Source organism: Nocardia australiensis (genome assembly GCF_020733705.1).
GTDB lineage: Bacteria > Actinomycetota > Actinomycetes > Mycobacteriales > Mycobacteriaceae > Nocardia > Nocardia australiensis.
This window is the reverse complement of the sequence record NZ_JAJFZM010000006.1, coordinates 106,099-131,024: the sequence shown is the minus strand read 5'-3', so window position 1 is coordinate 131,024 and position 24,926 is coordinate 106,099. Positions and strand designations below refer to the sequence as shown.

Sequence of the window (24,926 nt, the reverse complement as noted above, 5' to 3'; positions counted from 1 at the left end):
CCTTTCCACGGCTTGCGCGTAGGGCGTTATCTACGCCCCCGCGGAAAGGATGAGCACATGCCGGAGATCAAGAGCCTCGGCTACATCAATATTCAGACCACCCGATCCGGATCGCTGGCGTGCCTTGGCATTCGATGTGCTGAGCCTGTCCGCGCACCCGGTGGCTGGGACATCGAGTACGGCTGTGCCGTAGCGCCGTGGGCCCTCGATCGAAGTGTCGATCCATTTCAGCGAACATAGGAGTAAGCGATGACCGAGTCGGTCCTCGATCGAATCATGGAGCATCAAGACGACCTGCGTAAGGGCGGACCGGAGGCGGATCAGCTAGGGCGCCTTACTGATTCAACCGTCGAAACGATGAAGGCCGCGGGGGCGGTGAAGATGCTGCAGCCGAAGACGCACGGCGGCCTCGAGGCCGGCGTGCGGGAATTCGCCGAAACCGTGATGGCCGTGGCGGCGCTCAATCCGCCCGCAGGCTGGGTGCACGGTGTCGTCGGTGTGCATCCATGGCAGCTTGCGATGGCGGATTCTCGTATGCAAGAGGAGGTTTGGGGTGCAGACGACAATACGTGGATAGCGTCACCGTACATGCCGAACGGCTCGGCGATCCCAGTGGAGGGCGGCTACCGGATGAGCGGCCGCTGGAGCTTCTCCTCGGGAACCGACCATTGCCAATGGGCATTTCTGGGTGCGATGAAGTGCGACCCGGACGGCAACGTTGTCAATCCGCCGACCATGTTGCACGTCGTTGTTCCGCGCGGCGAATACTCGATTATCGCGGACTCGTGGGATGTCGTGGGCCTGAAGGGTACTGGCTCAAAGGATCTCGTGATCGAGGATACGTTCGTTCCGGAGTACCGGGTTATGGAATACGACCGTCTGCTCGATGGCAGCCTGGTCCGTGAGGCCGGGTTGTCTCAGACTCTGTACCGGATGCCGTGGTCATGCATGTTCCCACTCGGTATCACTGCCGCCACGATCGGAATCTGCGAAGGTCTGCTGGCCGAGGCGATGAACTACCAGCGGCAGCGCATCAATGCGCAAGGAACTGCTGTCAAGGACGACCCCTACACGTTGTATGTCATGGGCGACGCGGCGGCGCAAATCAAGTCGGCGCGGGAAGGGCTGATCACCAACGCAGAGCAGATCTGGGATCTTGTCGATGCGGGCAAGGAGGTCACGTTCGAGCGCCGAGCCGCCGGGCGGCGCGACCAAGTACGTGCCGCATGGCAGGCGGTGCGCGCGGTTGACGACATATATCCACGGTGCGGGGGAGCCGCGCTGCGCATGGACAAACCGCTTCAGCGGTACTGGCGCGACGCGCATGCCGGTCTGCACCACGCCATTCACGGCCCGGGCACGGTGTACCACGCCGCGTCGCTGAGCGCACTCGGTGTCGAGCCGCAAGGTCCGTTGCGGGCGATGATCTGAACGCGCCGCTGGATCAGAGTCGGTGCCGGCCCTGAGGCATCTCACCCGCCACATTGAATGCGCCCGGCCGAGAGCATCGCGCCAGACCACGTCAAGTGCGGGTGGCCGCGCTACCTCGGGGGAAGTTCGGGCAGGAAGTCCTCGATCAAAGCATTGATCATGGGTGGGTTTTCGAGGGCGGCTAGATGTGCGACGCCGTCGAGTACCTGGAACGTCGAGTTGGGTATCGCGTCGGCCATCGCGCGGGTCTCGGCATTGGGAAAGGTCGCGTCCTCGACGCCGGCAATCACCAGGACCGGGGTCGTGATCGTCGCGAACAACGCTCGCTGATCGACACGAGCCGGCACGACCGACTCGATGGCGTACGCAACCGACGAGACATCGGCCGACCGCACGGACTTTCGAACGAACGTCACGACATCGGGTCTCGTGCGTAGGGTCGTCGGTCCGAGAAAAGCGGTCAACGCAGAGCGCGTCAGCGGTCCGCGGAACCCACCGAGTATCTTGGCCAAGCGCAATAACGCACCGAACTCGATCCGCTGCCTGCGCCCGGCGGGCGAGGCGGTGCAATTCATCAGCACGGCGCTCCCGACCCGATCGGGATGGCGCGCGGCGAACGTCCCGCCGATCATTCCGCCCCAGGAGTTGCCGAGCACGTGCGTCACCTCGATCTGCAGTGCATCGAGGATGTCGATAATGCACTGGGCGCATTCATCGAAGCTGAATATCTTCGACAATGGTTCGCTGCCTCCGTGGCCCGGTGGATCGACCAGAATCACGGTGTAGTGCTTTGAAAAGTATTCGGCTTGCGCGGTCCACATATCGCCGGTCATCAATAGGCTGGGCCAGCACAATATGGCCGGACCCGAGCCGGTGACTCGGACACGAACAGTGCCCAGAACAGTGGCCACCGCCTGTTCGACAAAGGGCGGAAAACTCATCAATGACTCCTTGTTCCACTCTGCGGTTCCACTCGACATCGGGCCCAGCACCGCCAAAGACGCTGCGGCGGATACTGTTCCGTCAGGTGTGGGCCGGTGTCGCTCAGTGGGCGCCGGCGAGGCTGTAGCAGAAAACGAATGGTTGCGTGCCGTTGTTGAACCAGGCGTGCGCGGAACCGTTCTGGATCACGCAGTCACCGGGATGCAGCGGCACCTCGCCCCCATCGTCGGTGCGCAACAGGCCCTCGCCGGACACCACAACCACGAAATCGACGGTCTGGGTCGTATGCACGCCCGGCATCGTCTCGTTGAAGGTGGCCATCATGCCGGGAAGCTTCTCGTCAGCCTCCGCGACGGCGGCGACCATGGCCTCGGCAGGCAGATTCGCAGGGGGTTCATATGTCAAGCCGGGAGGAACGGAAATGAAACCGAAGCGGAGGCCGCCGGGACCGGGAAAGAACATGCCGTCCGCGGGCCCTTGCGAGGCGGTTACCGGCAGCGTCGGTGCCTCGTCCAATTCCCACATCCGGTGCACTTGCGCTCCTGGCATCAGTGCGATGGTGATCGGTTCGACGCTTTCGTCGGAAATGACCCGCGTTGCGCCGGACTCATTGCGGCCCATGACTATCCTGCGCATAGTTGCTCCCTCAGTGTCGGTGGTGGTCTTGGTTGGTGACGATATGGGCGCTGCGGGTACCTCAGTTGTCGGTGGGCGCAGCAAATTTGCGGTGACGCGCACACTGTCGCCTGCCCAGGCCGCGCCGAGACGCTCTATCCTGTGGTCACACCACCACAAGGTAGGGAAAGTGGGTGCCGGTGCGAGACCGAGCCGTATTCGTCGAATCCGCGACGACACACGCCGTCACACCGGGGGAACGCGCGGACTATTGGTCCGAAGTGATCAACTCCTACCATTGCCGCCTCGGCTACACCTTTCCGCGCCGAAGCAATTTCGACGGCCGCACCACGGTGCGGCGCACTGCCAACTATCAGCTCGTCGGCTGGGAGTCCGATGCGGTGACCTACTACCGCACGGCCGGACACGCGCGCGTTGACTCCGACGACGATTACCGGCTGCTGCTGCCTATCAACGGGCACATGGGACTCTGGCAGGCAGGCGATTACGCGCGCCTGCCACCTGGGGTCGGTTGCCTGGTGACCATCGACAAACCCTTCGCCTTCGCTCTCGACGAGGCCACCAAAGGCATGCTGATGACCATCCCGCGGCGCGAGGTCGCCGCCCGCTTGGATCGCGGCGCACGGCCGGTCCAGCCCACTGACCTCACCTCGGGCCTGGGTCGGGTTGTCGCCGACCTCGCCTCCGGCTTGTTCGCCGAGGGCGCCGTCCTCACCCAGCACCAGTTCGACACCGCCGCGGCGCGCCTTGTCGAGCTGCTGTGCATGCACATCGTCGGTGAGCAACCCACCGGACCGAGCCATCTCGCGGATCTGGAAATCGCTGTCCGACACTACGTTCGAACCCACGCCGACGACCCCGAGCTGACCGGTGCGACAATCGCGCGTGCCCTCGGCTGGTCGCTGCGGCAAATCCAACTAACGCTCCAGCACGCCGATACCACCCTTCGCGAAATCATCAAGGAAGAACGTCTGCAACTGGCGTATTCACGCCTGTCCAGTCCCGTGTATCGCGACTGGAGTATCGCGGCCCTCGGTCTCAGCTTGGGTTTCGGCTCGGCGAGCGCGTTCAGTACTGCCTTCCGTCTGCGCTTCGGCGTCAGCCCCCGCGACATCCGGCACCGGTAGGTCGCCCCGCCGTGCCACACAGACAATTTCCGGGCAAGCCACTGAGACTGACTCACCGCACGAGTGGCCCATCATTGAACACATGAGCATGGAACGGATTACTCAGTCAGAGCACTCTTTTCGCACGCGTGAGGCTTACGATCGACTTGCGACGGTGTGGTCTGCCACCACAGATGACGGCCCCTATAACGGCTGGCTCGAGCGACCGGCGCTTCGGTCGTTGGTTCCCAGGCCGCTCGACGGACTGACAGTCCTCGACGCGGGCTGTGGGGCAGGAGCCCAGTGTGAGTGGCTCCTGTCAGAGGGCGCGGATGTTATCGGCTTCGATCTGAGCCCTGTGATGGTCGTCGAAGCCAGGGCCAGGTGCGAAGGCAGAGGCCATTTCTTCGAGGCCGATCTCGCGCAGCCGTTGGAATTGGCTCCTGCGTCAGTGGACGGGATTACCAGTTCGCTTGTGCTGCACTACCTATACGACTGGCAGGTCCCACTTCGTTCCTTCGCCCAGATCCTGCGCCCAGGTGGCTGGGTAGTGCTTTCCGTCGACCACCCGTTCGCGCCGGCCCTCGCTGGTCAATGTGGCACATACTTCGACACAGAGCTCCTCTCCGACACGTGGACGAAAGCCACTGTCGAGGTGACCCAGCACTTCTGGCGACGGCCGCTGGCCGCCGCGATGGCGGAGTTTTCGGCGGCTGGTTTCGTGATCGACGGGATTGCGGAGGCGCAGCCATCACCGGGTGCTGTGGAGCGGTTCCCCGACGATCTCGGTCCACTGACCGGTATTCCGAGCTTCATCGTCTATCGACTCCGGTTGGGCTGAGCGGACCAGGTCGGCCGCGATAGGAAATGAAGCAGGAGGGTCCGCATCAGAAGCCGCGGAACACTCCATCCGCGTCGACATTGGTGGAGAAGTCCTCGAAGTCCATGTTCGCCAGCGACAGGTTGTTCTCTACAGCCGGCATTTCGCTGGGTACCACGCGGAAAGTTTGAAAGCCCACCACGTCTGCGTTCCCCCGGCTCGTATCCACGACGAGAATCGGATGTTCGGGATCGGTGACCGCTCGCTTGTCAACCAGGAACAGGTAGTAGGGCGGTGGCGCGGGAAGAAGGCTCTCCAACTTCTCCACCGTCAGCGCTTCGAAGCGACGGTCGTCGACCGGCGTGATGCCCGCGTACGCGAGTATCCCGCCACCGAGATCCCACGGCTGCGTGGCCGCGTCCAGAGTTTCGGCCCAGTCGTCATCGTCGGCGAAATCGGTTCTAATGAACAATGATTCGCCGTCTGGCAGCAGCAGCATCACGTTTTCCTGCCTCGCCGAGGTCGGTCCCTTATCGCCCGAACACACGGCCAACGCAATCACGGCCAATGCAGTAACCGCCACCGGACCGAACCTCACGGGCAGGAAGCCTACCCGCATCCCGAGCCTGGCTACGCGACCGTGCGAATAGCTGCCGGACCCACTGGCGGACTGGGTCTCCGATCGAGATTTCGGTGCATACTCGGCCTGCCGGCCCTGCGGTCTGGCCAGTCCGGAGCGCGCTCAGGTGAGCGTGGTCGGTATTGCGGTATTCGTCTGTCACCTACTTGGCCACTTGCCGCCGGTATTGCGAATCCCTCCGGGAGGATCGTCGCCGTCGTCGGCGAGGCGCTGGATTCCTAGTTTCTCGGCGAAGATGTGACGCTGGACGATCCATCCTGCCACCGATAGGGCTATCCAGGCCAGGGTTGCTGAGACCTGCTGCCATCCTGGGGCCGGGGCGCGCAGAAACGACAGCGATTCGCTCATCCGGCCCAGGCCGCTGAGCACCATGCTGGCGCCACCGATCGAGGTCAACCACAGTAGTGCGCGAGCGCGGAACTTTTCCGCCAGGAACGCACCCGCCACGCATACTGCGAGCGTGACGATCATGCTCAATGCCCAGTTCTTTTCTCCGGGTTGTAGGACCGTGGCTAGTTTCGCGCCGGCCATCGCGCCGGTGAGTCCGCCGATGAAGTAGGTCGCGAACCGGAAGACCAGTGTGGTGATGACCCACGCCGACAGTCCCCCGATGAGCCCGAACAGCAGCAGGACCCAGAACGAGGGGTTGAACATGTCTGCGATCAACCACCCGAGTCCGAACCCGATCGCCAGGATTCCGAGGTGCACCGATCGTATTCCGTAGAAACACAGGAGCGCACCGACCGCCGCTACTACAACGCCGTTCATCCGGACTCCCTTTCGCCGCCAGCCGTTCCGGCGCTGCCCTTTGTCGGGCTACCCGCTTCCTACCGATCTTTCGGTACCGCCGTGGATTCGTCGTTGTTCGACTTAAGCGCACCTGTTTGAGGCAGCGGCGCCGCGCTGCACCAGCCCTGGACCGGCTGTAGGGCCACCGTCAGCATCAAACGCCAGAAACGTCGGACCGACCATTCCTGCGAACGATTTCAGTCCTGCGATGGTGACGACCATCGCGGCCAGTGACAGCAGCACGATCAACCCACATGGAATCGACCATGACGGCACCGGCGAACCCGCTGACGCGCAGTCAGGGATTCGCATGGACGCTCCTTCCTCGGGCGCCGACGTCCTAGCGGTGAACTCCATCGTGGACTGTTCGACGCTAGAAAACGTGGGGTCGATCGGGCTCACCCATTGCGGGTGAATTTCCGGCGGCATGGGGTGCCCGCATACGGTCGCGCGTCGAGCGTTCCGGCGGCGGAAGCCTCACCGAAGTTGATGGACCTGACCACTGCCCTGGCCACACAGTGGTTGCCGCACCCATGGTGGTCAACGCACTGTCGACGCTGTGGGCAGGCCAGATCGCCGCCGCGGCACGCGACCGGCCGCACGATGCGCCAAAGTCATCGACGTCACCCTGCGACACATTTCGGGTGAAATGAGCCTGCGTGCGTGACCGACACAATTCACCCGAATCGGGTGAGGTGCGACCTCGGGAGAGTTCATAGCGTTCCTGGTACGCCTAGGAGCGGCACGCGTCGAAGGTCGAGGGCGGTGCGCAATAACCGATCTCTACTGAAGGCCGAATCGGCGGCGATCTCACCGGAACTCGAACACTCCGCCGACCGCAGTCGCACCGCAGCGCCTCGTTCCGCTTATATCCGCCTCGATTGAGGAGCAACTAGCCATGTGGGATTCGTTCTGGGACGTCGTGTGGACGACGCTGCTGATCTTCGCCTTCGTCGCGTATCTGATGATCCTGTTCGCGATTCTGGTTGACCTGTTCTGGCGTGACTCGAAGACCTCGGGCTGGGTCAAAGCCGTATGGATGGTGCTTCTCATCATCATTCCGTATATCACCGCGCTGGTATATCTCATCGCTCGCGGCAAAGGCATGGCCGAACGTGCCAGGGAATCCCATATCAGGGAAAAGCAGCAGACCGATTCCTACATCCGGGAGACCGCGGGTCGTTCACCCGCCCAGGAGATCGCCGAAGCCAGGAAATTGCTCGACAGCGGCACTATCACCGAAGCGGAATTCGCCTCGCTCAAAGCCAAAGCCCTCAGCTGACGTTGTCGGTGACGGATTCGGCTCGTCGTTCCCACCGGATCCGGTCGACCGCGTCTTCGACCACGGCGCCCCGACCGACGTGGCCTGGCTGACCGACATCACCTATACCTCACCTGCGGGCAGGGGGCATGTTCCTGTGCGCGATCCGCGACGGGCATCATCCGCCCGACGGTGTCCGCCGAGGAACTCGGGATCGAGCGCCTCGTGGACGACGACCAGCGTCAGCGCAACGGTGGTTGGCCCACGGGATAGCGGCTACTTCTCGGGCGGCGTCTGCAGCGCGGGGAACCAGACGTCGGTGAGGACCGCGGCGGCCTGCGCGGCAGGTACGTCGATGGTGCCCTGCATGGCCCAGCGGGTGAAGAACCGTTCGAGCTGGGCCACCAGCAGTTCGATCCGCAACCGGGCCTCGTCACGGCGCTGTTCGGGCCAGCGAGCGAGGTAGGCGGGCATGCTGTTGGCCAGGGTCATGATGCCCTCCCGTGCCACCGCGCGGAACTCGGGCTCGACCGCGGTGGCCTCGTCCCAGGCGGGCAGCATGTCCTTGTTCGCGAAGAACCAGTCGAGCGCGCGGGTCATCCAGTCGCCGAACTCGGCGCGCGAACCGGTGGTGAGCACCCGGTCGAGGTCGGCGTAGAACAGCTGGACGCTGGTCAGCGTGCCTTCGTTCGCAATGGCGCGCAGCACTTCCGGCTTGCCGGTGAAATGCAGGTAGAACGTCGCCCTGCTGCAGCCGACTGCGGCGGCGATGTCGTCGACGCGGACGTCGGAATAGCCCTGGGTCTCGAACAGGGTGCGTGCCGTTTCGACGATCCGAGCTTTGGTGAGGCGTTTCTGTTCGTCGCGTAGCGAGCCGCGGCGAGCGGCGGGTCCGGTCGTCATGCGTCCATATTAGACGATCTGATCATTCACTAGACACAACGTCTAGTGAGATTCTATTCTGTGGTTCACGTCACTTCGGCTGGGGCATCGACGCCCGGCCGCTCAGGAGTTGTAGATGGATATACGCGAATTGCCCAGGGTCTGCGTCATCGGCGCCGGTCCATCGGGTATCACCGCTGCCAAGCGCCTTGCCGAGTACGGCATTCCGTTCGACTGCTACGAGGCCTCCGACGAGGTCGGCGGTAATTGGTACTTCAAGAACCCCAACGGGATGTCGGCCTGCTATCAGAGCCTGCACATCGATACCTCGAAGTATCGCTTGCAGTTCGAGGACTTCCCCGCACCTGCGGACTGGCCCGACTTCCCGCACCACTCCCAGTTGCTGCAGTACTTCAAGGATTACGTCGACCACTTCGGCCTGCGTGATCGCATCCGCTTGAACACCCTGGTCATTGCCGCCGAACGTGACGACGACGGCCGGTGGCGGGTCACCACGAACACCGGCGACACCGCGGTCTACGACGCGCTGATCGTCTGCAACGGCCACCACTGGAACCCCCGATTCCCCGACTACCCTGGTGAATTCGACGGTGTGCTGATGCACAGCCACGCCTACAACGACCCGTTCGATCCGGTCGATATGCGCGGCAAGCGGGTCGTGGTCGTCGGCATGGGCAATTCCGGCCTCGACATCGCCTCGGAGCTCTCCCAGCGGTTCATCGCCGAGAAGCTGTTCGTCTCGGCCCGGCGCGGAGTCTGGGTGCTGCCCAAATACGTGAACGGTCAAGTGGGCGATCGTCGTTCGATGCCCTCCTGGATTCCGGAGAAGATCGCGCTGAAGCTCAAGCAGCGGTTCGTGCGCAAGAACCGTGGCGAGATGCAGAACTACGGCCTGCCCGCCCCCGATCACGAACCGTTCGAGGCGCACCCATCGGCGAGTGAGGAATTCCTGCACCGCGCCGGCTGCGGTGACGTCGAGTGCAAGCCCGCGATCACCCGATTGGACGGCGACACCGTCCATTTCGCCGACGGCAGCAGCGAGCAGATCGACGTTGTCCTGTGCGCGACGGGCTATCACATCAGCTTCCCGTTCTTCACCGAACCGGCGCTGGTGCCCGACGCGGCCAATCGGTTCCCGCTGTTCCAGATGATGATGAAGCCCGGCGTGGACAATCTGTTCTTCCTCGGGCTGGCCCAGCCGATGCCGACCCTGGTCAATTTCGCCGAGCAGCAGAGCAAATTGGTCGCCGCCTATCTGACCGGGCGCTACCACCTGCCGCCGCGCGAGCAGATCGACCAGGTCTTGCGCGAGCAGGAGGCCAAACGCGCAGGGCGGTACTACGATTCGCCGCGCCACACCATCCAGATCGAGTTCGAGTCGTATGTGCGCTCGATGCGCAAGGAAATGGATCGCGGCGCCAAACGCGCTGCCTCGGCGGGTAATACGCTGCCGGTGCCCGCTCGCGTAGCGGCAGGAGTGCGGCCGTGAGTGCTTCGGGTTTCTGTCGTGACGAATTGGGCGGTGTGCGTGAGGTATTCGAGGAACAACTCGACTCAGGCGCGGAACTGGGCGCGGCACTGTGCGTCACCGTGGACGGTGATCCGGTCCTGGACCTGTGGGGCGGCCATGCCGATCCCGCGCTGACCACGCCGTGGCGCGCCGACACCCTGGTCAACGTGTTCTCGGTAACCAAGACGATGACCGCGCTATCGGCGCTGCTGCTGGTCGATCGGGGTGAACTCGACGTCGACGCCCCCGTGGCCCGCTACTGGCCCGAGTTCGCGGCCAACGGCAAGGCGGGCATCGAGGTCAGGCACCTGCTTTCGCACACCTCGGGCGTCTCCGGCTGGGAACGGCCGATCGAGCTGGCCGACATCTACGACACCGAAGCCGCCGCGGCCCGGCTGGCAGCCCAGCAGCCCTGGTGGGAACCCGGCACCGCCTCGGGCTATCACGCGCTCAACTACGGGCACCTCATCGGCGAACTGGTGCGCCGCATCACCGGTCGCTCGCTGGGGCGGTTCTTCGCCGACGAGCTGGCGGGCCCGCTTGGCGCCGACTTCCACATCGGCACCGGTCCCGAGCACGCCGATCGGATCGCCACCCTGATTGCGCCGGAGCTGCCCGATTTCGATCTGGCGACGCTCGACCAGGACAGCGTGCTGATCAAGACCCTCACCAGCCCGCTGCTCGATGTCGCCGAAACCGCCACCGCGAGTTGGCGAGAGGCCGAGAACGGCGCGGTCAACGGGCACGGCAACGCGCGCTCGGTGGCCAGGGTGCAGTCGCTGATCTCCTGCGGCGGGGAGCTGAGCGGGCGGCGGTTCGTCTCGCCCGCCACGATCGAGCTGATCTTCCGGGAGCAGTCCGACGGCGTCGACCTGGCGCTGCTGACCCCGCTGCGGTTCGGCATCGGCTACGGGCTGCCCCGTCCGCAGACCTTTGCGCACATTCCCGACGGGCGGGTCTGCTGGTGGGCCGGCTATGGTGGATCGATGGTCGTCAACGACCTCGATCGCCGAATCACCTTCGCCTACACCATGAATCGGATGGCGACCGGCTTGATCGGTTCCGACCGCTGCGACATCTACCTCAAAACGGTCTTCGATGCGATCGGCGGTGTGCGATGACGATGCGCGCGATGCAGCTGACCGCACCGGGCACCTTGGCGCTGCGGACGGTGCCCATCCCGGACCTCGGCCCCGACGACCTGCTGCTGCGGGTCGGCGCTGCTGGGATCTGCCATTCGGATTCCTACGTCCTCGGTCTGCCGTTTCCGTTGCGCGAAGACCCTCTCACCCTCGGGCACGAGATCGCGGGCACGATCGACTCGGTCGGTTCGGCGGTGGCGGGCCGCAGCGTCGGCGAGCGCGGCATTGTGTACCTGTGCTGGTCCTGTGGTGAGTGCCGGGAGTGCTTGCGCGGCAACGAGAACGTCTGCCTGGCGGCCGGTCGCGTGGCTATGCCGCCGTGTCCCGGACTCGGCCCGGACGGTGGCATGGCCGAGTACGTGCGGATTCCGGCGCGCTCGTTCGTGCCGATCGGCGACCTGCCGTTCACGCAGGCCGCGCCGCTGGCCGACGCCGCGCTCACCCCGATGCACGCGATCCGTGGCGCGCGGGATCAACTGTGGCCCGGCGCCACCGCCGTGGCCATCGGCATCGGCGGTCTCGGCCACGTCGCGGTGCAACTGCTGAAGGCGACGACCGAGACCAGGGTGATCGCGGTCGATGTATCCGCCGACAAGCTCGCGCTCGCAACCGAATGCGGTGCCGACGTCGCCGTGCGGGCCGACGACGACACCGCGGCCGCGATCCTCGAACTCACCGGCGGCCGCGGCGCCGAGGCGGTGTTCGACTTCGTCGGCTCCGATGTCACCGCCAAGCTCGCCGTCGAGACGGTCGCACCCAACGGCGCCTACCGGATGGTCGGGCTGGCAGGTGGCGTGCCCGGCATCGACTCCGGTCCGGCCGGCGGACCAGGGCTGCCATGGGGCGCCACCGTGCGGAAGTCCTACGGCGGCACCCGAAGTGATCTCACCGAGGTGGTGGCGCTGGCCACCGCGGGCGCACTGCGGGTCGAGGTCGAGTGCTTCGACCTTGCCGCAGCCCGCACCGCATTCGACCGACTCGACGCAGGCGCGATCCGCGGTCGCGCGGTGCTCATTCCCTGATGGAGGAAGACATGACCCAGGCCGTAGACCCCCAGGCGATCGTGGCGCAGGTCGCCGCGAGCCTCACAGCACCCGGCGCCCCGTTCGAGATGACCGTCGAACAGGTCCTCGGCGCCCCGATCCCGGTCCTCGCGCGTCGCCACCGAAGCCTGCGCGAACTCCTCGAGCATTCGCTGGGCTGGAGCGACCACGACTACCTGGTCACCGAGAACCGCCGAATCACCTTCTCCGACAATGCCGCTGCGGCGGGCGCGCTCGCGGTAGCGCTGGCCGCTCGATACGGCGTCGGCAAAGGCGACCGGGTCGGCATCCTCGCCGCCAACGGACCGGACTGGGTGATCGCGTTCTGGGCTGCCCAGTGCCTCGGCGCGATCCCGGTCGGCTACAACGCCTGGTGGGCGCCGCCGGAGATCGCCTACGGGCTCGGCCACACCATGCCGACCGTGGTGATCGCCGACGCGAAAAGGGCTGCGCTGCTGTCGGAAACGGGTACCGAGGTGCCGGTGCTGACGATCGAGGAGGACCTGCCCGCACTGATCGCCGAACACGGCGGCGAGCTGCCGAACACGCCGGTCGGCGAAGACGATCCGGCCGTGATCCTCTACACCAGCGGTACCAGCGGCAGGCCGAAGGGCGTGGTGCATACGCAGCGAAACATGGTGGCGGTCAGCGACTATCACCGTTTCACCGATGCGTTGCTCGCCGCGTTCACCGGTCAGCCGCCGAGCGAGGGACCCAGCGACCGCCGGTACCTGGTCACCGCGCCGTTGTTTCACATCGCGAGCCTGCACAATCTGGTCGTGCCGCGGCTGGCGACAGGTACGGCGGTGGTGTTCCCGCCCGGCGCGTTCGATGTGGACCGGGTGCTGAGCCTGGTCGAGCGTGAGCGCGTCACCAACTGGGCCGCCGTGCCCACCATGGCGAGCCGGCTTCTCCAGCACGACGTGTCGAGCTACGACCTGTCCTCGCTGACCGCGCTATCGCTCAACTCCGCGCCGACCTCGCCACTGCTGCTCGAGCGGCTGCGCGAGCATCTCGCCGGTGTGCAAGCGGCCCTGACCACCAGTTACGGGCTGACCGAGAGCGGCACCGCGGCGACCGTGGCGACGCCGCTGGACCTCGCGGCCGATACGGAGTCGGTCGGCAGGCCCATCATCGGCGTCACGATCGAGATCCGCGATGTCGACGGCACGGTCTTGCCCGACGGTACGGCCGGCGAGGTCTGCGTGCGTAGCCCGTACGTGATGCTCGGCTACTGGAACGACGACGCGGCCACCGCGCGGACGATCGACGGGCAACGCTGGTTGCGCACCGGCGATTTCGGCTCGATGACCGACGGAAGACTCCGATTGTCCGGCCGGCGAACAGATCTCATTCTGCGCGGCGGCGAGAACGTGTATCCCACCGAGATCGAGAACGTACTCGACGAACATCCCGCGGTGCGCGAGTCGGCGGTGTTCGGAGTGGCCCATCCCGACCTCGGCCAGGAGGTGGCCGCGGTGGTGGTCGCCGAGCCGGATGCGGTGGACCCGGAGGAGCTGCGTGCCTTCGTCGCCGCGCGGCTCGCCTACTTCAAGGTGCCCGCCCGCTGGCGGATCACTTCGGATGCGTTGCCGCGCAACGCGACAGGTAAGGTCACGCGCCGCGAGCTCGCGCTGTAGGAGGGGTTGGATAATGTTCGACAGCATCATAAAAGGCGGCCGGTGGTTCGACGGCACCGGCGCCCCGTCCGCGGTGCGCCATCTCGGCATCCGAGACGGGAAGATCGCCGAGATCTCGCAAACGCCGCTCGACGAAACCGATTGCCCGCGCGTCATCGACGCCGCAGGTAAATGGGTCATCCCGGGCATGGTCGATATCCACACCCACTACGACGTCGAGGTACTGCTCGATCCGTCGTTGTCGGAGTCGGTGCGCCACGGGGTCACCACGGTCCTGCTCGGATCGTGCTCGCTGTCCACCGTGCATGTGGACGGGGAGGTCGCCGGTGACCTGTTCGGCCGGGTGGAGGCCATTCCGCGCGCGCAAGTCGTCCGCGCTGTCGGGGAGCGCAAGAGCTGGCATACCGCCGCCGAATACGTCGAGGCGATCGATGCGCTGCCGCTCGGACCGAATGTGGCCAGCTTCATCGGCCATTCCGACATCAGGGCTGCGGTGATGGGCTTGGACCGGGCGACCCGGCGCGAGGTGAAGGCGAGCGACGCCGAGCTCACCGCGATGGAGACCCGGCTGACCGATGCGCTGGACGCCGGATTCATCGGCATGTCCTCGCAGCGGCTGCTGTTCGACAAGCTCGACGGTGAGATGTGTCGTTCGCGCACCCTGCCGTCGACGTACTCGACCAGGGCCGAACGCCGCAGGCTCAACACCATCCTGCGTACGCGCGGGCGCGCATTGCAGGGCGGCCCCGACGTGAACCGCTCCGACACCCTGGTCGCGATGGCGGCGAGCAGCATCGGCATGTGGCGCAAGCCGCTCAAGGTGAGTCTGCTGTCGGCGGCCGACATCAAGGCCATTCCCGGTGTGGCGAAGGTGTTTCCGGCGCTGGCCCGGATCATCAACGGCCTCGGCGGCGACTTTCGCTGGCAGCATCTGCCGGTGCCGTTCGAGGTCTACTCCGACGGCATCGACCTGCCGATCTTCGAGGAGTTCGGGTCCGGCGCGGCCGCGCTGCACCTGGCCGACCATATCGACGAGCAACGTCACCTCATGCAGGACGAGAAGTACCGCCGCGCGTTCCGCAAGGACTACGACAAGAAGTACGGCCCGCGGGTGTGGCACCGTGACTTTTTCGACGCCGACATCGTCGACTGTCCCGACCCCTCGGTGATCGGCAAGACCTTCGGGCAGGTCGGCCTCGATCGCGGCGGCTTGCACCCGGTCGATGCGTTCCTCGACCTGGTCGTCGAATACGGCTCGAAGCTGCGTTGGCGAACCACCATCTCCAACCATCGGCCCGCCGTACTGGATGTCCTGGCCGCCGACCCCGCCATCCAGCTGGGCTTCTCCGACGCGGGCGCGCACCTGCGCAACATGGCCTTCTACAACTTCGGCCTGCGCCTGCTGCGCCGGGTCAACGACGCTGCGGGCGGCGCGAAGCCGTTCATGACGGTCGAGCACGCGGTCTACCGCCTGACCGGCGAACTCGCCGACTGGTACGGCCTGGAAGCCGGCCACCTGCGGGTGGGCGACCGCGCCGACGCCGTCGTCATCGACCCGGCCCACCTCGACGACACCCTCGACGCCTACGCGGAGAACCCGATCCCCGAGTTCGACAACCTCTCTCGGATGGTCAACCGTAACGACGACACGGTCACTGCGGTTTTCGTCGGCGGGCGGTACGTATTCGGGGAGGGGGCACCGGATTCCGCGCTCGGCACCGAGCGGGCCGGACGGTTCCTGCGCGCGGGCTGAGGTAACTCGCCGACTCGGTCGAATCGCGTCGATCCGGCCGGTGGGGCCGACGGCCCGCCGCTGTCCTAGAGGCGGGCACACCGAATGGACGGAACATCGACAGGCACACCCGTCGCGACGCGAAAACTATTGTTACGGAGGGCGGTTCGGCTCTTGCGTAGGGCGATTCGTTACCCGCTGCAAGCGATCCGCCGGGCTGACTTTGCCGGTTAACGGCATAAGCGGGGCGGGCCACGGCAACCGCGGTCCCGGACGCACCTTATGCGGGCGTTCGGGGCGATCCCGTGCCGGCCATTGGTTCCTGACTGCGATCAGCTGGTTCGGGGTCATTGTTCGTCTGGGCGCGATCGCCCTCGAACCAGTCACCAGTCCAACTTCCCTTGCTTCAAACTATGACTTGGGTCACGGTTTGGTAGCGGTTCGCCGGATCGCGTTCAAAAGCTTTTCGTATGCTTTGCGAAGTCTTTACTATTGATCCCGGTCTTCGCGTCACCGGGCTTTCGCTCCACGAAGTACGTTCGACGCGCTTCCTGTCGCTCTCTTTCGATGCCAGTACATGTTTGACCGATGAACCGGATCGGCTCGCGCCGCTCCGGCGAAGGAGAAATATGTCCACCGACACCGATCCCGCATCACGGACGTCGTCGCCGCATGCAACTCTATCCGAACGCCTGGCCGTTCTGGGCCGTCACGACCTACCTGCGTCGGTCGTGGTTTTCCTTGTCGCACTACCGCTTTCATTGGGTGTCGCGGTCGCCTCCGGTGCCCCGGTGGTCGCGGGTCTCATCGCCGCCGTCATCGGAGGTGTGGTCGCCGGGCTACTCGGCGGCTCATCGGTTCAGGTGAGTGGTCCGACGGCCAGTCTGACCATCGTCGTCGCCGAGAGTGTGCACCAATTCGGTTGGGCCGCCACCTGTTTGATTACCGCGGGTGCGGGATTGCTGCAGATCCTCTTAGGGCTGACCCGGGTCGCGCGTGGCGCCTTGGCGATCGCCCCGGTGGTCGTGCACGCGTTACTTGCCGGAATCGGCGTCATCATCGCGCTACAGCAAGTGCACGTGCTGCTCGGCGGCAACTCGCTGAGCTCGCCATTGGCCAGCCTCACCCAGCTGCCGCATCAGCTGATGTCGGTGCACCGCGGCGATCTGACCATCGGCATCGTCGTCATTGTCATCCTGATCGCCTGGAAGTTCATGCCGCGCCGTGTCCGGGTGGTGCCGGGGCCATTGGTTGCCGTTGTCGTCGCCACCTTCTTGTCGCTGGTACTGCCGACGCACGTCGAGCGGCTCGTGCTGAACGAGTCGCTGTTCGATTCGATCGGATTGCCCGCCGTGCCGTCCGGTAGCTGGGTCACCATCATGGTCACCATGATCACGATCGCGTTGATCGCCAGCGTGGAGAGCCTGCTTTCGGCGGTCGCGGTCGACAAATCGCGGCCGGGCAAGACGACGAACTTCGACCGTGAACTCGTCGGACAGGGGGCGGCAAACGTGGCGTCCGGCCTGCTCGGCGGTCTTCCGGTGGCGGCGGTGATCGTCCGTAGCATCACCAATGCTCATGCCGGTGCGCAAACCAGGGCCGCGACGGTGCTGCACGGGCTCTGGGTTCTGGTGTTCGCGGTCGTACTGGCCGGGCTGGTGCAGCAGATTCCCAAGGCCGCGCTGGCCGGATTGCTCATTCTGGTTGGTGTCCAGCTGGTGAAGCTCGCGCACATCAGGCTGGCTCGGCGCACCGGTGATCTGTATGTGTACGTGGCGACCGTGCTGGGGGTGGTGTTCCTGAATCTGTTGGAGGGCATGGTGATCGGCCTGGTGCTGTCCTTCGCGCTGTTGCTGTGGCGTGTTGTCCGGGTGACGATTACCGCGCACCCGGTGACCGGCATAGGGCGCTGGGTGGTGACGATCGACGGCACCTGCACCTTCCTCGCGCTGCCGAAGCTGACCGCGGAACTGGCAAAGGTACCCGCCGGTGCCGAGGTCACCGTCGAAATGATGGTCGACTTCATCGACCACGCCTCCTATGAGCTGATCACCGGCTGGGCGCGGCAGCGCGAATCCGACGGCGGGATAGTCGATTTCGTCGAGATCGGCAGTGCGCGAATGGCCACCGCCGAGGCGGGTCCACCGGAGCGTGGGCGGTCACGACAGGTCATCGACGAGGCGATCGGGCCGTGGCGGCGCACGGGTAACCGCGAGGATCCGATCGCGGCAGGCATCGCCGCCTACCATCGCGGTCACGCGCACCTCATGCGGCCGCATCTGGACGGCCTGCGCAACCGGCCTGACGCGGACACGTTCTTTTTGACCTGTGCCGATGCCCGCATTGTTCCGAATGTCATCACCAACAGTGGGCCGGGTGATCTGTTCACCGTTCGCAATGTCGGCAATCTCGTCCCGGCGGGTGGTAGCGATGTATCGGTGGAGGCCGCGCTGATCTATGCGCTGGAAAAGCTGGACGTGCGCGCGGTAGTGGTGTGCGGGCACTCCTCATGCGGAGCGATGGAGGCGCTGCACCGGGAGGTGCGTACCGGGCCAGGACTCGGTGATTGGCTGGCTCACGCGCGGCCCAGCCTGGACCGGTTCCGGCTCGGTCATCCGGTCGCCGATGCCGCGGTATTCGCCGGATTCGGGCCGGTCGACCAGCTCGGCATGGTGAATGTCGCGCTGCAGTTGGAACGGCTGTACGAACATCCCGTGATCCGGCGTGGGATCGAGGAGCGCGGTGTCGCGGTATCGGGGCTGTTCTTCGATCTCGCGACGGCGCGGGTGATCGAGGTGACGGTCGATGGGATCGCCGAGTTCGACGATGTGGGCAAGCGGACGGCGGAGCCGGTCTAGCTCGTCGAAGTCGTTTCGACGTGCGCAAATACGGCAAACGGTGCGATATAGCGCAGGTTTTAGGTGAATGTGGAAACGATCCTGGCGCATTCTGACAGCGATTTCTCAGTCTTTGCTAAGTCTTTACTAATAGGATTATTTCGGTTTACATCTCGATCCACCGCCGTGTCGGGAACTGCTCCACCGCGAGATGCCGGTTCGCGGTCCTTGCCCTCTGCTGGACATGCTGATCGCTCAACCGACCTCGGCGCTCTCGCCGAGTCGGCGAAGGAGAAGACAATGGCTATCGATAGTGCTGTAGCCGCACCACCAATAACGCCCACTGACACGGGCCAACGCAATTCTGGACCGCTGTCGAACCGTTTGGCCTCGATATTCCGGTATGACCTACCCGCATCGATCGTGGTCTTTCTGGTCGCGCTGCCGCTGTCGCTCGGTATCGCGGTCGCCTCCGGGGCACCCGTCGCTGCGGGGCTCATCGCTGCCGTTATCGGCGGTGTCGTCGCGGGCACCCTCGGCGGCTCGCCGCTGCAGGTGAGCGGGCCCGCAGCGGGCCTCACCGTAGTCGTCGCCGAATCGATCAACCAATTCGGTTGGCGTATCACTACTTTCATTGTTGTCGCGGCCGGAGTGCTGCAGATTCTGTTCGGGCTCAGTCGCATCGCGCGGGCCGCGCTTGCCGTCGCGCCGGTGGTCGTGCACGCGATGCTCGCCGGCATCGGCATCACCATCGCCTTGCAACAGATTCACGTGCTGCTCGGCGGGTCCTCGCACAGCTCGGCGTGGAACAACATTTCCGAGCTGCCTTCGCAGCTGATGTCGGTACACGGCGGTGACGCATTCATCGGCGCCGTGGTCATCGCGATCATGCTCGGCTGGCGCTATGTGCCCGCCAAGCTGCGCGCGGTCCCCGGACCGCTGGTCGCGGTGTTCACCGGCACGGTGCTGTCGCTGGTTTTGCCGACCGGTGCGGAGCGAATCGTGTTGAACGGCTCGATGTTCGACGCGATCGGCCTGCCACAGATGCCGAGCGGCAACTGGTCGGCCGTGGCGATGATGGTCCTCACCGTGGCACTCATCGCGAGCGTCGAGAGCCTGCTCTCGGCGGTGGCGGTGGACAAGATGCATAGCGGGTCGCGGACCAACTTCGACAGGGAGCTCATCGGTCAGGGTTCGGCCAACGTCATCTCCGGCCTGATCGGCGGTCTGCCGATCACCGGCGTGATCGTTCGTAGCGCCACCAACGTCCAAGCCGGCGCGCGTACCCGTGCTTCGACGGTGCTGCACGGATTCTGGATTCTGGTCTTCTCGGTCGCTTTGGTCGGGCTGATACAGCAGATACCCAAGTCGGCGCTGGCCGGGCTGCTGATCGTCATCGGTATACAGCTGGTGAAACTTGCGCACATCAAGATGGCGCGGCGCACCGGCGACCTGCTGATCTACGCCGTGACCGTGGTCGGAGTGGTCTTCGGGAACCTGCTGGAAGGCGTGATCATCGGCCTCGCCCTGGCCTTCGGGCTGCTGCTGTGGCGGGTGGTCAGGGTTGCCGTCGTGGCCGAGCCGATTCCGGGCCTCGACCGGTGGGTGATCACAATCGACGGATCCTGCACATTCCTCGCGCTGCCCAAGCTGTCGGCGGAGTTCGTGAAGGTGCCGGCTGGTCTCGACGTCACCGTCGAAATGACGGTGGACTTCCTCGACCATGCCGCCTTCGAGGCCATCGACGAGTGGGCGCGACATCAGGAAAGTGGCGGTGGCACTGTCGATTTCGTGGAGATAGGCAGCGCGCGCATGGCCCACGCCACAGCGGGCCCGCCCGCGCGCGGCTTCGGCCGAGCGGTGGCCGAGGAGATCTTCGGCCCGTGGCGCGGGGGTGACAACGCAGCCGACTCGATGACCTCGGGCATCGCGGCTCACCACCGTCGGCCCGCACAGGTGGTTGGTCCGCACCTCGATGATCTGCGCGATCGTCAGGATCCGGATACCTTCTTCCTGACCTGCGCGGACTCACGGGTGATGCCGAACGTCATCACCAACAGCGGCCCGGGCGACATGTTCACGGTGCGCAATGTGGGCAACCTGGTGCCTGCCTCAGGTGATGCATCGGTGGAGGCCGCGCTGGTATTCGCTCTGCAAGTGCTGAACGTAGGCTCGATCGTGGTCTGCGGGCACTCCTCGTGCGGTGCGATGCACTCGCTGAATTCCGGAGACTCCGCGGGGCCTGGGATCGACCCCTGGCTCGCGCACGCCAACCCGAGCCTCGAGCGCTTCCATGCGGGGCATCCGGTCGCCGCTGCCGCGCAGGCCGCCGGATTCAGTGCGGTGGACCAGTTGAGCATGGTGAATGTCGCCGTGCAGCTGGAAACCCTGCTGGCGCACCCGGCAGTGCGGGCTGCTGTCGCGGAACGCGGCGCGACGGTGTCGGGCCTGTTCTTCGATATCGCCGGCGCGCGGGTCATCGAGATCACCGTGGACGGAATCGCCCACATCGACGACACCGTCCGGCGCCCCGCACCGGAACTCGTCTGAGTCGCTGACACGCACCCGCCCGAACGTCGCATCGCTCGGGCGGGTGCGTTGTCTTCGCAGGGGCACAGTCGAATTCGGCTCATTCGGTCTCGCCGCAGGCCAGCGCGAGCAAGCCGAAGTTCGGCGCGCGATCCATCCCGCAGCGTGCCGGCTACCTTCGCAGCGGTTGCTGCGACACTATGAGGTATCGGGAGCATTTGTAATGTTGGGTGGCTGGATCGGAGTCGAATGGCAGCGGATACACAGTCTCCTGGGGTGCCGAGCACCGTTTCGGGCGCGACGCTCACCGAACCGGACTGGCTGGCCGCGCGGATCGCGGAGATGGGTCGGGCATGGGGCACCACGCAACCGCGCATCGCGGGCACGCTGTGGTGGTGCATGGTGGCATCGGCGCTGGTAGAGCAGATCGCGCGCGCCTACGCCCATAGGGAACCGGTGCCGGAGCCAACATTGGATCGACTCGATTGCGAGATCCGAGGCGACGGTGGTATCGAACGTGTCCACATCATGCCGCCCGTGCGGACACCGGCGGCGGCCGCCGACTCGACCCCGACGGGCTCGACGAGCGCTACAGCGCTGCGGGAGACCCTGGCTGCCGTGATTGCGCCGGTCGCGGCAGTTTCCGGGGCGGGGGTGCCCGCGCTGTGGGCGATCGCCGCCGACGCCATCGGGAATCGGGCCCTCGATGCGGGCGCGCCGGAGGCGGGTGCGCGACTGGCTCAGGAGATCGGCGGCAAACTGCCGGTTCCGAGATTCGTCCAGATCGGCGGACGAACATTCGTTCGGCGCATCTCATGCTGCCTGGTGTTCGAGGTCCCGTCCTGCCAGATGTGCACCAGCTGCCCCAAGCGTCCTGCCGCCGAACGGAAAGCCATGCTCGCGAACCTCGCCGGCGAAAGCTGACTCGGCGCAGATCACCGGATCGGCGCTTGCCGTCTGGATCGCGCGCGGGCGTTCGGCGCCCATCAGCGCATGGTGATCACAGGCCGGGGCGGGGATGCCGATAGCATGGTCGCGCGCGGGAACACACCCGCCACGAGAATCCAAGGAGTCCCTCGCCGTGACCACCTCAGCACCATTCAACCCAGCCGCCCTCGTCCGGGTGCCGGCCGGGACGACGGTGGGTGCCGCGGTGCGCGAGGCGGGTCTGCCGACGAAGGGACCCGACACCATTGTCGTCGTGCGCGACGCCGAGGGGCTCAAAGATCTGTCGTGGATCCCGGAAGCTGACATCGAGGTGGAGGCGGTCCCCGCCAACAGCGAGGACGGCCGCAGCGTGATCCGGCATTCGGCCGCGCACGTACTCGCACAGGCCGTGCAGCAGGAGTTCCCGGACGCCAAACTCGGCATCGGCCCGCCGATCAAGGACGGCTTCTACTACGACTTCCAGGTCGACAAGCCCTTCACGCCCGAGGATCTGGCCAAGCTGGAATCCAGGATGAAGAAGATCGTCAAAGGCGCGCAGCGCTTTTCGCGCCGCGTCGTCGCGATCGATGAGGCGCAGACCGAGCTGGCGAAGGAGCCGTTCAAGCTCGAGCTGATCAGCGACAAATCGGGTATCGATGACCCGGAGGTCATGGAGGTCGGCGGCAAAGAGCTGACCATCTACGACAATCTCGACCCGCGCACCGGTGAAAAGGTGTGGGGCGATCTTTGCCGCGGCCCGCATATCCCGACCACCAAGTTCATTCCAGCGTTCAAGTTGACCCGCAGTTCCGCCGCCTACTGGCGTGGCGACCAGAACCGCGAGGACCTGCAGCGCATCTACGGCACCGCCTGGGAATCCGGCGAGGCGCTGGAGGAGCACCTGCACCTGCTCGCCGAAGCCGAGCGCCGCGACCACCGCAAGCTCGGCCTGGAGTTGGACCTGTTCAGCTTCCCCGATGAGCTCGGGTCCGGCCTGCCGGTGTTCCACCCCAAGGGCGGCATCATCCGTAAGGAGCTCGAGGAGTATTCGCGGCGTCGTCACGTGGCCGCGGGCTACGAGTTCGTCAACACCCCGCACATCACCAAGGGCCACCTGTTCGAGGTCTCGGGCCACCTGGATTGGTACCGGGACGGCATGTTCCCCGCCATGCACCTGGATGCCGAACTCAACGAGGACGGCACCGTTCGCAAGCCCGGCCAGGACTATTACGTCAAGCCGATGAACTGCCCGATGCACAACCTGATCTTCCGGGCCCGCGGCCGGTCGTACCGGGAACTGCCGTTGCGGCTGTTCGAATTCGGCTCGGTCTACCGCTATGAGAAGTCCGGCGTGGTACACGGCCTGACCCGGGTGCGCGGCATGACCCAGGACGACGCGCACATCTACTGCACCAAAGAGCAGATGCACGCCGAGCTGACCAGCACCCTGCGGTTCGTGCTCGATCTGTTGAAGGACTACGGCCTCGACGACTTCTACCTCGAGCTGTCCACCAAGGACCCGGAGAAGTTCGTCGGCTCCGACGAGATCTGGGAGGAGGCCACCGAGACGCTGTCGAAGGTGGCGTCGGCCTCCGGGTTGGATCTGGTGCCCGATCCGGGCGGCGCCGCGTTCTATGGCCCGAAGATCTCCGTTCAGGCCAAGGATGCGCTCGGGCGTACCTGGCAGATGTCGACCATTCAGCTCGACTTCAACCTGCCCGAACGCTTCGGTCTCGAATACACCGCCTCCGACGGCACCAAACAACGTCCGGTGATGATTCACCGTGCGTTGTTCGGCTCGATCGAACGGTTCTTCGGTGTGCTCACCGAGCACTACGCGGGTGCCTTCCCCGCCTGGTTGTCCCCGGTGCAGGTGGTCGGCATTCCGGTCGCGGAAGCCTTTGTGTCGCACTTGGATCGGGTGATCGAGCTACTGCGCGACACGGGTGTGCGCGCGCAGGTGGACCGCAGCGACGACCGGATGCAGAAGAAGATCTTCAATAACACAGCGCAGAAGATCCCCTTCATGCTGCTCGCGGGTGAGCGTGATGTGAATGCGGGCGCGGTGAGCTTCCGTTTCCGCGACGGCACCCAGGTCAACGGGGTCCCGGTCGCCGACGCGATCGCCACCATCGAGGCGTGGATTGTCGAGCGGGAGAATGCCTCCCCGACCGCGGAGGGTTTCGAGGTGCGTGCTGCGAGTGAGGCGTAGATGAGCTATCTTCGCGCAGCTGTGCTTATCGGAGCCGGTCGGGTGCGGGTGTCCCGCAAGACACGGGAGGCGTAGATGAGCTACTTTCGCGCAGCTGTGCTTATCGGAGCCGATCGGGTGCGGGTGTCCCGCAAGACACGGGAGGCGTAGATGAGCTATCTTCGCGCAGCGCTCATTGGAGCCGACTGGGTGACACAGAAGGGCTTGGGATGAGTGACCGCACGGTGCCGGATGGGCTCGCGGATTCCGCGGGGCCGGACGAGCAGGGGAGCATCGTGGATACCGGGGCCGGTGAGCCGGACCGGTTACAGCGGTTGTGGACGCCGTATCGGATGTCCTATATCGCCGAGGCGGCCACCGCGACCCCGAAAGACGCGACCGGACATCCGTTTACCGATATCCCGAAGATGTCGGACGAGGACGGCCTGGTGATCGCGCGGGGCGAGGTTGTCTACGCGGTGCTGAATCTGTATCCGTACAACCCCGGTCACATGATGGTGGTGCCCTACCGCAAGGTGGCCAACCTCGAAGATCTCACGCCGGCGGAGAGCGCCGAGTTGATGGCCTTCACCCAGCAGGCGATTCGGGTGATGAAGCGGGTCTCGCAGCCCGCCGGTTTCAACGTCGGCCTGAATCTCGGTGGTGTGGCGGGTGGTTCGCTGGCCGACCACCTGCATCAGCACATCGTGCCGCGCTGGGGTGGTGACGCGAACTTCATCACTGTCGTCGGCGGGGTGAAGGTAATGCCGCAGCTGTTGCGGGAGACCAGGGCGCTGCTATCCGAGGCATGGAAAGAGGCGTAGATGAGCTACTTTAGCGCAGCTGT

At 65.2% G+C, this 24,926-nt stretch carries 20 protein-coding genes; 15 read left to right on the top strand and 5 right to left on the bottom strand.

What is annotated here, in order from left to right:
• Window positions 1–249: 249 nt before the first annotated feature.
• Window positions 250–1,431 carry an acyl-CoA dehydrogenase family protein gene (locus LKE06_RS24045; protein WP_228001635.1) on the top strand — a complete coding sequence of 394 codons (1,182 nt, stop codon included), beginning with the start codon at window positions 250–252 and terminating at the stop codon, window positions 1,429–1,431.
• A gap of 110 nt (window positions 1,432–1,541) precedes the next feature.
• On the opposite strand, the gene LKE06_RS24040 is transcribed toward LKE06_RS24045, so the two are convergent.
• Window positions 1,542–2,372: an alpha/beta fold hydrolase gene (locus tag LKE06_RS24040; RefSeq protein WP_228001634.1), complete on the bottom strand. Its 831-nt coding sequence runs from the start codon at window positions 2,370–2,372 to the stop codon at window positions 1,542–1,544.
• A 103-nt stretch (window positions 2,373–2,475) separates the two neighbouring features.
• The gene (locus LKE06_RS24035) at window positions 2,476–3,009 is read right to left on the bottom strand and encodes a cupin domain-containing protein (protein WP_228001633.1); all 534 of its coding nucleotides are present in this window, start codon (window positions 3,007–3,009) and stop codon (window positions 2,476–2,478) included.
• Window positions 3,010–3,182: 173 nt separating this feature from the next.
• Here LKE06_RS24035 and LKE06_RS32955 point away from each other — a divergent pair, with 173 nt between their 5' ends.
• The gene (locus LKE06_RS32955) at window positions 3,183–4,136 is read left to right on the top strand and encodes an AraC-like ligand-binding domain-containing protein (protein WP_228001632.1); all 954 of its coding nucleotides are present in this window, start codon (window positions 3,183–3,185) and stop codon (window positions 4,134–4,136) included.
• Between the two features lie 154 nt (window positions 4,137–4,290).
• Complete coding sequence (locus tag LKE06_RS24025; RefSeq protein ID WP_308188427.1) at window positions 4,291–4,956, top strand: class I SAM-dependent methyltransferase; 666 nt, start codon at window positions 4,291–4,293, stop codon at window positions 4,954–4,956.
• 46 nt (window positions 4,957–5,002) lie between these two features.
• On the opposite strand, the gene LKE06_RS24020 is transcribed toward LKE06_RS24025, so the two are convergent.
• On the bottom strand, window positions 5,003–5,518 hold the full coding sequence (locus LKE06_RS24020; protein WP_228001631.1) for a DUF6924 domain-containing protein: 516 nt from the start codon (window positions 5,516–5,518) through the stop codon (window positions 5,003–5,005).
• Window positions 5,519–5,713: 195 nt separating this feature from the next.
• Window positions 5,714–6,343, bottom strand: coding sequence for a DUF4203 domain-containing protein (locus LKE06_RS24015; RefSeq protein ID WP_228001630.1), 630 nt, complete (start codon window positions 6,341–6,343; stop codon window positions 5,714–5,716).
• A 229-nt stretch (window positions 6,344–6,572) separates the two neighbouring features.
• On the opposite strand from LKE06_RS24015, the gene LKE06_RS24005 reads away from it, so the two are divergent.
• Together LKE06_RS24005 and LKE06_RS24000 are read left to right on the top strand one after the other, a co-directional pair.
• Window positions 6,573–6,779, top strand: a complete 207-nt coding sequence (locus tag LKE06_RS24005; protein WP_228001717.1) for a hypothetical protein — start codon at window positions 6,573–6,575, stop codon at window positions 6,777–6,779.
• A gap of 483 nt (window positions 6,780–7,262) precedes the next feature.
• Entirely contained in the window at window positions 7,263–7,646 is a 384-nt protein-coding gene (locus LKE06_RS24000) for an SHOCT domain-containing protein (RefSeq protein ID WP_228001629.1), read from the top strand.
• A gap of 255 nt (window positions 7,647–7,901) precedes the next feature.
• Here LKE06_RS24000 and LKE06_RS23995 read toward each other — a convergent pair whose 3' ends face one another.
• Window positions 7,902–8,528, bottom strand: coding sequence for a TetR/AcrR family transcriptional regulator (locus LKE06_RS23995; protein ID WP_228001628.1), 627 nt, complete (start codon window positions 8,526–8,528; stop codon window positions 7,902–7,904).
• A 115-nt stretch (window positions 8,529–8,643) separates the two neighbouring features.
• Between LKE06_RS23995 and LKE06_RS23990 the strand changes: the two genes are divergently transcribed.
• From LKE06_RS23990 to LKE06_RS23945, 10 genes are all read left to right on the top strand, one after another.
• Window positions 8,644–10,017, top strand: a complete 1,374-nt coding sequence (locus tag LKE06_RS23990) for a flavin-containing monooxygenase (protein ID WP_228001627.1) — start codon at window positions 8,644–8,646, stop codon at window positions 10,015–10,017.
• On the top strand, window positions 10,014–11,159 hold the full coding sequence (locus LKE06_RS23985) for a serine hydrolase domain-containing protein (protein ID WP_228001626.1): 1,146 nt from the start codon (window positions 10,014–10,016) through the stop codon (window positions 11,157–11,159). The genes LKE06_RS23990 and LKE06_RS23985 overlap by 4 nt, the downstream gene beginning before the upstream one ends.
• Before the next feature lie 2 nt (window positions 11,160–11,161).
• Window positions 11,162–12,202: an NAD(P)-dependent alcohol dehydrogenase gene (locus LKE06_RS23980; protein WP_228001710.1), complete on the top strand. Its 1,041-nt coding sequence runs from the start codon at window positions 11,162–11,164 to the stop codon at window positions 12,200–12,202.
• A gap of 11 nt (window positions 12,203–12,213) precedes the next feature.
• A complete protein-coding gene (casG, locus tag LKE06_RS23975) occupies window positions 12,214–13,863 on the top strand; it encodes a steroid-24-oyl-CoA synthetase (protein WP_228001625.1) in 1,650 nt (549 codons plus the stop codon).
• Window positions 13,864–13,876: 13 nt separating this feature from the next.
• Window positions 13,877–15,616, top strand: coding sequence for an N-acyl-D-amino-acid deacylase family protein (locus tag LKE06_RS23970; protein ID WP_255649712.1), 1,740 nt, complete (start codon window positions 13,877–13,879; stop codon window positions 15,614–15,616).
• Window positions 15,617–16,224: 608 nt separating this feature from the next.
• On the top strand, window positions 16,225–18,453 hold the full coding sequence (locus tag LKE06_RS23965; protein WP_228001624.1) for a SulP family inorganic anion transporter: 2,229 nt from the start codon (window positions 16,225–16,227) through the stop codon (window positions 18,451–18,453).
• A 279-nt stretch (window positions 18,454–18,732) separates the two neighbouring features.
• The gene (locus LKE06_RS23960) at window positions 18,733–20,982 is read left to right on the top strand and encodes a SulP family inorganic anion transporter (RefSeq protein ID WP_228001623.1); all 2,250 of its coding nucleotides are present in this window, start codon (window positions 18,733–18,735) and stop codon (window positions 20,980–20,982) included.
• Window positions 20,983–21,237: 255 nt separating this feature from the next.
• Complete coding sequence (locus LKE06_RS23955; protein ID WP_228001622.1) at window positions 21,238–21,885, top strand: (2Fe-2S)-binding protein; 648 nt, start codon at window positions 21,238–21,240, stop codon at window positions 21,883–21,885.
• 157 nt (window positions 21,886–22,042) lie between these two features.
• Entirely contained in the window at window positions 22,043–24,100 is a 2,058-nt protein-coding gene (thrS, locus tag LKE06_RS23950; RefSeq protein WP_228001621.1) for a threonine--tRNA ligase, read from the top strand.
• 209 nt (window positions 24,101–24,309) lie between these two features.
• Window positions 24,310–24,903: an ATP adenylyltransferase gene (locus LKE06_RS23945; protein ID WP_228001620.1), complete on the top strand. Its 594-nt coding sequence runs from the start codon at window positions 24,310–24,312 to the stop codon at window positions 24,901–24,903.
• Window positions 24,904–24,926 lie beyond the last annotated feature (23 nt).